General features: G+C 47.5%; 6 protein-coding genes. All 6 read left to right on the top strand.

What is annotated here, in order from left to right; translation table 11 throughout:
• Positions 1 to 906 (top strand): tyrosine-type recombinase/integrase (locus tag IQ257_RS19070; protein ID WP_193933162.1); only part of this gene is annotated, 906 nt, incomplete at its 5' end.
• A gap of 150 nt (positions 907 to 1,056) precedes the next feature.
• A complete protein-coding gene (locus tag IQ257_RS19065) occupies positions 1,057 to 1,470 on the top strand; it encodes a trypco2 family protein (protein WP_193933160.1) in 414 nt (137 codons plus the stop codon).
• Positions 1,471 to 1,500: 30 nt separating this feature from the next.
• Positions 1,501 to 3,072 (top strand): CHAT domain-containing protein, encoded by a 1,572-nt coding sequence (locus IQ257_RS19060; protein ID WP_193933158.1) that lies wholly within the window; start codon positions 1,501 to 1,503, stop codon positions 3,070 to 3,072.
• A complete protein-coding gene (locus tag IQ257_RS19055; protein WP_193882249.1) occupies positions 3,065 to 4,450 on the top strand; it encodes a hypothetical protein in 1,386 nt (461 codons plus the stop codon). The genes IQ257_RS19060 and IQ257_RS19055 overlap by 8 nt, the downstream gene beginning before the upstream one ends.
• Positions 4,451 to 4,462: 12 nt before the next feature.
• A complete protein-coding gene (locus IQ257_RS19050; RefSeq protein WP_193882252.1) occupies positions 4,463 to 5,509 on the top strand; it encodes an AAA family ATPase in 1,047 nt (348 codons plus the stop codon).
• Positions 5,506 to 8,259 carry a formylglycine-generating enzyme family protein gene (locus IQ257_RS19045; RefSeq protein WP_193933156.1) on the top strand — a complete coding sequence of 918 codons (2,754 nt, stop codon included), beginning with the start codon at positions 5,506 to 5,508 and terminating at the stop codon, positions 8,257 to 8,259. The genes IQ257_RS19050 and IQ257_RS19045 overlap by 4 nt, the downstream gene beginning before the upstream one ends.
• Positions 8,260 to 8,410: the final 151 nt, after the last annotated feature.

The raw sequence follows: 8,410 nt of genomic DNA, 5'->3' as shown, positions 1-8,410 counted from the left end.
CCACTGACCCAACACCCGGCGTTGGTGTATCTTTCCCAACTGCGTCCTCGGTCGAAGAAAAGCATGAGGCGTTGTTTGGATAGTATCGCGACTTTGCTGACGGGTGGTCGTTGCGATGCTCTGACGTTGAACTGGGGTCAACTCAGATACCAGCATACGGCGGCGGTGAGGGCGGTTTTGGTGGAGAAGTTTGCGCCTTCGACGGTGAACCAAATGCTGTGCGCCCTGAGAAGGGTTTTGAAGGAGGCGAAGAAGCTGAAGTTAATGTCAGCGATTGATTATGCTGAGGCGGTTGATGTTGATAGCGTTAAAGGGACGACCGAATTGCGGGGGAGGGCGCTCCATAAATTGGAGGTGGCTGCTCTGATGCAGGTTTGCCGCAAGGATGCGACGAAGAAGGGAATTAGGGATGCAGCGCTGTTGGCGATTCTGTTGGGTTCAGGGTTGCGGCGTTCTGAGGTGGTATCGTTAGACTTGAAGGATTTTGACCCTGGCACGGGAGCGCTGAAGGTGCGTGGGGGGAAGGGGGGCAAAGACCGGACGGTGTACCTGCCGAGCAGCGGTGTGCGGGTGGTGGCTGATTGGGTGTCGGTTAGAGGCGTCAAAACGGGACCCTTGTTATATCCCATCAGTAAGGGGAATCGGGTGATGCGGCGACGGCTAACGGATCAGGCGGTGCTGTATATTTTGCAAAAACGGGCAACTGAGGCGGGGGTGGATGCGTTTTCTCCCCATGATTGTCGGCGGACGTTTATTAGTGATTTGTTGGATAAGGGGGTGGATTTGGTGACGGTATCGATGTTGGCGGGTCATGCTTCGCCTCTGACTACGGCAAAATATGACCGCCGGGGGGAGGTGGCGAAGCGTCAGGCGGTGGAGTTATTGGAGATTCCTTATGAGGAGTAGGAAGCCATTCAAAATTCAGGCATGATAAAACCAAAGACAGTCAAGGCTTTTTTTTGTCTCCGTTTTCTGTTTAGTCAGTAGTTTTACCCCTTTTGCTACATAGTCTTTGGTAATGCCATAGTTTTATTGGATAGGACTGCATAAAAACTAATGTCTGACAAGGATAAAAGCTCGATTGGACTGGCTGAGTTTATTCAACAGGTTAAACACGACCTGCTCTCTGTGGCACCGGGTAAGAATAAGGATGCTCCCTTCCTGTTTGTTGAGTCTGTGGAACTGGAGTTACAGGTTACTGTGAAACGGACTGGTAAGGCAGGTGCTAAGGGGGGTATCAAAATTAATGTGCTGGGGACTGGCGGTGAGGTAGGAGTCGAGGCGGGTGGCGACTTGGGGCGAGATGATGTTCATAAAGTGACGGTGAAACTATCGCCACTCTTCGATAAGGAGTATCTGATGGAGGCTTACCAGACATTGCGTTCGGAACAGGTGCTACCGACACTGAATAAGAGTATAGAGGCACTCTTCAAAGGCGATGATGAAGATGTTGATGCGGGTACTGTTTAATCAATCCCTTGAGTGATCGCTAGGTGGTGTATGGAAATACTGACAATCTACCTTTCAGCCGTTGATGCTGCTCATTTCAAGGTGATTGCTCGCTCCAAGGTTGGGCAAGCCGAGGCAGATTCCAGGCTACCTTTCTTTGAGACTGCCGAGCGCTGGCGCATAACTGTGATTAAAGCTTTAGAAGTTAACGAATTTCGTGCCTCTGTCTTTCAGCGCCAGGGAGAGCAGGAATGGATGTTGGAACAAGGGCTACTCAGTAGCGACAAGGAAAGCTTCCATCCCGCAATGCTAGCTCAGATTGGACAGGCGATGTATGAATCGCTTTTTCCAGTGGGAGGGGTGCGAGATGTCCTGCAACGTGCGCTCGCTCGTGCTGAAGACAACTCCACACAACTCCACATTCAACTGGAATTCAATGCTGAAATTACCAAGCGCAGCCGTTTACCTGACTACCCTTGGGAGTTAGCACATGATAGACAGAAGTTTCTTGCCCATCACCAGGTAAGGTTTTCTCGCCATATTGCTCATGTGGCAACTATTCCTAACTTGCCACCCGTTGAGCAACTCAATGTACTCCTAGTTTCCTCTGCGGCATCAGATGCAGAAAATAAGTTACTGCCCTTGCCCCAGAAGGAGCAAAAAGCGGTCTTCAAGGGTTTGGAGAAGGCACAGGCGGAAGGGCATATCCATGTAGAGGTTCTAGAGCCAGCCTCTCTGAACCATTTAAGAAGCTATTTAACAGAACACCAAGGCAACCAAGCACCGCATATCTTTCACTTTGATGGTCATGGTTTCTTTGGCAGACGCTGTAATATATCTTCCTGCCGAACCATTCATGGAAATCTAAGCACAGAAAAATGCAAGAACTGTGGGGAAGCGTTACCAGAACCACAAGGATATCTGCTGTTTGAAACACAGGAGGATGAACCAGATTATGTCAGCGCCAAGGAGTTAGGGGAATTGCTCCAGAAAACCAGCTTTGGAGATGATTCAACCCAACGGCGGGGTGGAGTGGCTGTTGCAGTGTTAAGTGCCTGCAAGTCGGGCACGGCATTCGGTGGAGAATCGGTTTTTAATGGCGTAGCACAGCAGTTGATTAGTCACCGGATTCCCGCAGTTGTAGCGATGCAGTACAGCGTTAGAGTTGATGCTGCCATCCAATTTGCCGAGCAATTCTACCGCTCTTTAGGTTGTAAGAACTCGTTAGCGACGGCTATCAGTCAGGCACAGGAAGCAATGGGTGGTGGGGAGGGTAATCAGTGGTATCGTCCGGTGCTGTATTTGCGTTGGCAGGATAATGAAGGAGGACAGTTATTTACAGCTTCTCCGGTTCAATCAGATAAGGTATCCCAAGACTCAACGCAGTTGAGCAATAAGCAACCACAAAAACGACCGTTAAGTCGCTTTCAGCAGCGAGAGTTGGAACGCTTGACAACCGAACTTGATGATCTCGAACAAGATTACGACAAAATTAAATCCCAGCTTCGGACTGAACTAGACGGAGCGACACAAAATAAGTTAGAACGTCAACTTGAACAAATTGGGCAGGATATGGCTCAACGTGAGCAGCAATTAGATCGGTTAAAACAAGGGAATGGCTAACAAGGATTACACGCTCGAATTATGGGAAGATAAGTTGAACGATCTGGAGCGGGACTACGATAAAGTTAAGTCCCAGCTTCGGACTGAGCTAGATGGTTCTACGCAAAATAAGTTGGAACGCCAACTTGAACAAATTGGGCAAGAAATGGATAAGTGCGAGAACCAGATCCAAGCCCGTAAGCGAGAACTTCAACAGAACGCTACTTGTGCTGCCCTAGATGGACTTAGGAAGATTTTACAACATCATAACGCTCAACTTGATGAAATGCAGCAGGCATATCAAGCTACGGTAAAGGCACGGTCATTTAAGAGACGTTTAATTATAGAAACGAGCGAATCGCTGATTACTGAACTCTTAAAAATTCCTAAAGGTCAATCAAATTATACGGCTTTAGAGGAGTTTGCCGCTTGGCTGAATTATAGTTCAAAAAACGATGATTTGATTAACTCACTTCAAAGATGGGGTGAAGAACACTGTAAGGATTGGTCTGAGCTTTTAAGACAGATAGAAATGCAGCGAGAGGAGCAAGACCAAAAGGTTCAAACAGCTTTGTTTATTTTGATTAGCTATAGTGATGAGGCAGCAACGCAATCTCAGGATGAGGAAGCATATCGGGTGCAAGTGTGGTTGATTGAAAACGTTGAGCAATACAAAACAGCTCGACAAGGTTATCGCACAGTCGGTCTTGATATCAATAGTGGGTTGACGGGGGATGAAACCTACTCCTGGGAAGCCATTCCTGACGTATTAAAGCAATTGTTTGAACAGGGTAATGTTGTTGATGAGTTACCTCAAGATTCAGAGGTTCATATTTTCTTGCCTCAACAACTTCTCAATTGTGATGCCGATTGTTGGAAGCTAATTAAGCGAATCGGTAAAGAGTTGCCAATTGGTCATGACTATAGAGTTTTGGTCAGGCTATATGAGCGGTTGAGCCGTAGTTATAACCCCAAACTGTGGAAAAGAAAATGGCAGCAGAAAATTCCCTTGCTTCAGGAAAAGGCGTCTAAAGGATTTAAGGGTTGTCAGGACTGCGATTTAGAGGATTTGTATTATGATCTGACCGAGGAAGAAAATGAAAAGGTGGTTGGCTTGACACTTATTGATGCGCCCAATCAAGATAGCTCTATTAGCATTTTTAACTTAATTTTTGAGATGGGGTTTCCTTTAGCACTCTGGGGTCGCTCTAACTTATCTGCATCAACAAACGAAGTGGAGTTAAATCGCGTTTTGGATGCCTGTATCCTGGCTAATTTACCCAAAACTGTAAGAGAAGTCCGTCGTAAATCCCGCAAAAAGCCTCTAAGTTGTCATATTGGGCATCACCTTTCTCTGCTGTGGGATGATCCAGACTTAGTACCTCCCAAATCTGCCTGACCTATTACTATTATGAGTGACTGGAAAATCTTTCAGGGCGACAACCGCGAACCCCATGACAGGGTTGATAACTTGCCTGATGCTCCGAACTGGCGTCCCTTTGGGAAAGATATTAGTCCGGGGGTAAGCCGAAGGAAACGCCGAGGGGAAACGTTTCAGTGTCGTCCTGAAGAGATAAAAATGGTTAATGCGGCGTTGTACCTGCGTAGACCTTTACTGTTGACAGGCAAACCTGGTACTGGTAAATCATCTTTAGCCTATGCTGTAGCGCGAGAATTGAAGCTGGGTGAAGTCCTCTATTGGTCGATTACCACTCGTACAACCCTCAAAGATGGGCTTTACACCTATGATGCGATCGCTCGCTTACAGGCTGTCAAGCAATCAGAATCGAATGGCAGTCAAATTGATGAACCCCAACAAATAGCAGATTACATTACCCTTGGACCACTGGGTACTGCCTTTCTCCCCTCTGAACGTCCTCGCGTTCTGGTTATCGATGAAATTGATAAGAGCGATATTGACTTGCCCAATGATTTACTGGCAATTTTTGAAGAAGGACGCTTTGAGATTCCGGAGTTAGCCCGTCTGGAAAAAGGGGATGATAATGAGAAGAATCCAGTTGAGGTTTCGGTACGAACGGCTTATACCGATGATGAAGAAGTAACGTGCGCCGATAAAAGAGTCCAAATCTCAGGGGGGCGGATTACTTGCCAAGAATTCCCACTGGTGATACTAACCAGTAATGGGGAACGCGACTTTCCGCCACCATTTTTACGGCGTTGTTTGCGCCTGACGATGCGAGAACCTAATCGCACTGAGCTAGAACGGATTGTCAATGCCCATTTAGGGGATGGGATAGCATCAAGCGAGGATGTTGATAAACTGATTGAAACTTTCATCGCCCGACGGAAAAAAGAAGAACTGGCAACCGATCAACTGCTGAATGCTATCTTCATGGTGACTCGTGAGCGAGAATGGGTGGGAGATGATAAAGACAAGTTAATTCAGTATCTGTTAGCTGAGTTAGATAGTTCGCGCCCTGTCATGGATAAAAAATGATTGCTCGGTTGCTCGAAAAACTGCAACAAGCAGGCTTAATTTTAAGCGATAAGGATTTAGCGTCGTTTACCGAGGCGGAATCTCTGCTCAGTGCTGAAGACATTGCCGATGCGATTTGGTTAGCACTCCAGATGGGGACGGATGAAAGTCCTGTTGTTGGTGATAATTCAGATAATTCCGGACAGGACACCTCTACGGTGATCATCGAAGATATTGAGGCAAATTTGCCGACGTTACCAAAGCCTGTTGTGCCTGCCTATCTGCCTAAATCCGGTTCATCGACGGCGGATACTACCGAAGTGCAACCCAAATCCGGCTTACCGATTCAGGTGCAAGCCGCCCCAGCATTACAAGATAGACTATCCATCGCGCGATCGCTACGTCCGCTGATGCGAAAAGTCCGCTCTCAGACTCGGCAGGTTTTAGATGAAATAGCGACAGTGAATCGCATTGCCGAACGAGATATCTGGCTGCCTGTTCTCAAACCCGCTCCCGAACGCTGGTTAGATTTGGAATTCGTCATTGAAGCCTCTGAGTTTAGCTTTATCTGGGATGCTACGCTGATGGAATTTCGGCAGATTTTAGAGCGGCAAGGGGCATTTCGGAATGTGAGAACATGGTGGCTGGAAGGCACTGAACACGGCAAATTAAATTTAGTTTCTAAGAAATCTCAGATACCTGAGTTTACCCAACGTCCACGCAGTCCAAAAGAACTCATCGATCCAACCGGACGGCGGCTGGTATTGTTGGTGAGTGATTGTCGTTCGTCGGTTTGGAAATCGGGAGATATCCATAACCTCCTGAAGCTGTGGAGTACTCACGGCGCAACTGCAATTGTGCAGCTTTTACCCGAACGCCTTTGGAACCAAAGTGAGTTGGATGTTGGGGTTGGCGTTCAAGTGAGTGCGTTGATTCCAGGTGCGCCAGGACATAAACTCAAAATAAATCAACGGTTAGGTCAGCGTGAAATTGAAACTTCGACTTCGCTCAGTTTCAACGCTGAGCGAAGTCGAAGCGTTGAATCGTCTGATACTCTTACTGTACCGATAGTCACCTTAACGGCTAAGTCTCTGAAACAATGGGCTTTAGTGGTGGCGGCGGTTGGACGTCAGCGCACCCCGGCGCGATGGTTTGACCTGAATTGGGTGCAGGATGAGGAACGCGATCGCTCTGAATTTGTTGTAGATCCTAAGTCTCCAGAAGCCCGGATTGAACTGTTTGAGGCAACGGCATCGCCTATTGCTCAACAATTAGCCACCATGATGGCAGCAGTACCCGTTAGCTTGTCTGTGGTGAATTTGATTCAGAAGCTGTTACTGCCAGAAGCCAAACCTATCCATGTGGCTGAGGTGTATGACAGTAAGCTGTTGGAGCCAAGGAATACCAAGAAATCGCCTAGAGAGCCTATCGAGTACGACTTTGCTCCGGGAGTACGAGAGTTACTCATTCAGAGAACTCCGATTGATGAGACGACAACCGTTTTAGACACCCTATCCGAAGCAATTGCCGAAAGCCTCAACCTGCCACCGATAAAAAGCTTTACCGCATTACTATCACCCAAGTCCGACTGGAGCGAGGAAACCAAAGCCGCGATTCTCCCCTTCGCCCAAGTCGCTACTCAAGTTCTCCACAGCTTGGGGGGTGAGTTTGCATCGCTGGCAGAACTGGTGGAACAGGATGCTCAACAGAGAACCGATTGGATTAAGCCATCTTCAGAACATCCTTTCCCAGAGTTAAAGACACTGGAATTTGAGACGGCACGTTTGGTCAAAACCTCAGATGTAGACTCTGCTTTTCCTCCTCTCCAGGTTGAGAAATTTACCATTGCCACTATTACTCTAGAGTCGGAACCTGAGACAAGTGGAGCTGAATTACAACCCTTTGAATTTACAGTTGCCACGCTTACCCAACAAAGACAAGGGTTATTTCGACTCAAAAAACAGTGGGTTATCCAACGTCAGCAGCAGAGCAACTACCAATTCATCGAAGTCCTCGGTGAGAATCTCATCTTGGAAATGGTAGCGATTCCGGAGGGGAAATTTCTCATGGGTTCTCCTGAGCAGAAACTCGAAAGCTCCAAGAATGAAAGACCCCAACATGAGGTTGTTGTTAGTGGGTTTTTCATGGGCAAATACCCCATCACTCAGAGCCTTTGGCGATTTGTTGCTTCTTTACCTCAAGTCAACCGCGAACTCAATCCTAATCCCTCCCATTTCAAAGGTGATAATCGTCCGGTGGAATGTGTGAGTTGGTACGATGCGATGGAGTTTTGTCAGCGCCTTTCTCAATACACTAATCGCACCTATCGCCTACCCACGGAAGCTGAATGGGAATATGCTTGTCGTGCAGGGACTACAACTCCCTTTCATTTTGGTGAAACAATCATTGCAGAACTGGCAAACTATTGTGCAACCGAAACCTATGGTGATGGAGTAAAAGGAGAATACCGCCAAGAAACCACACCAGTAGACCATTTTGGAATTGCTAATGCATTTGGCTTATGCGATATGCACGGGAACGTTTGGGAGTGGTGTTTGGATCATTGGCATGATAATTATGAGGGGGCACCGAATGATGAAAGTGCTTGGTTAACCGATCATGAGAATACTCGGCGTGTGCGACGCGGCGGTTCCTGGAGCAACAGTCCGAGGCGTTGTCGTTGTGAATCTCGCGTCAAGAATTACCCCGGCTACGACTACAACCATATCGGGTTTCGGGTAGTGTGCGAGTTTCCGAGGATTCTTCAGTAGCCCTTTGCTCTTTTGCCCTTTTGCCCCTTCGACAAACTCAGGGCAAGCCTTTGCCCGCGAGAATATTAAGAAATGATTTTATGCAGCCAAACAAAAAGCGATAAATTCTATTCTGAAAACCGCTCAAGCTCTTAATTTTCCGTCTCCAGCA

Source organism: Coleofasciculus sp. LEGE 07092 (assembly GCF_015207375.1).
Lineage (GTDB): Bacteria > Cyanobacteriota > Cyanobacteriia > Cyanobacteriales > Coleofasciculaceae > LEGE-07092.
This window is presented reverse-complemented; position numbering and strand designations above follow the sequence as displayed.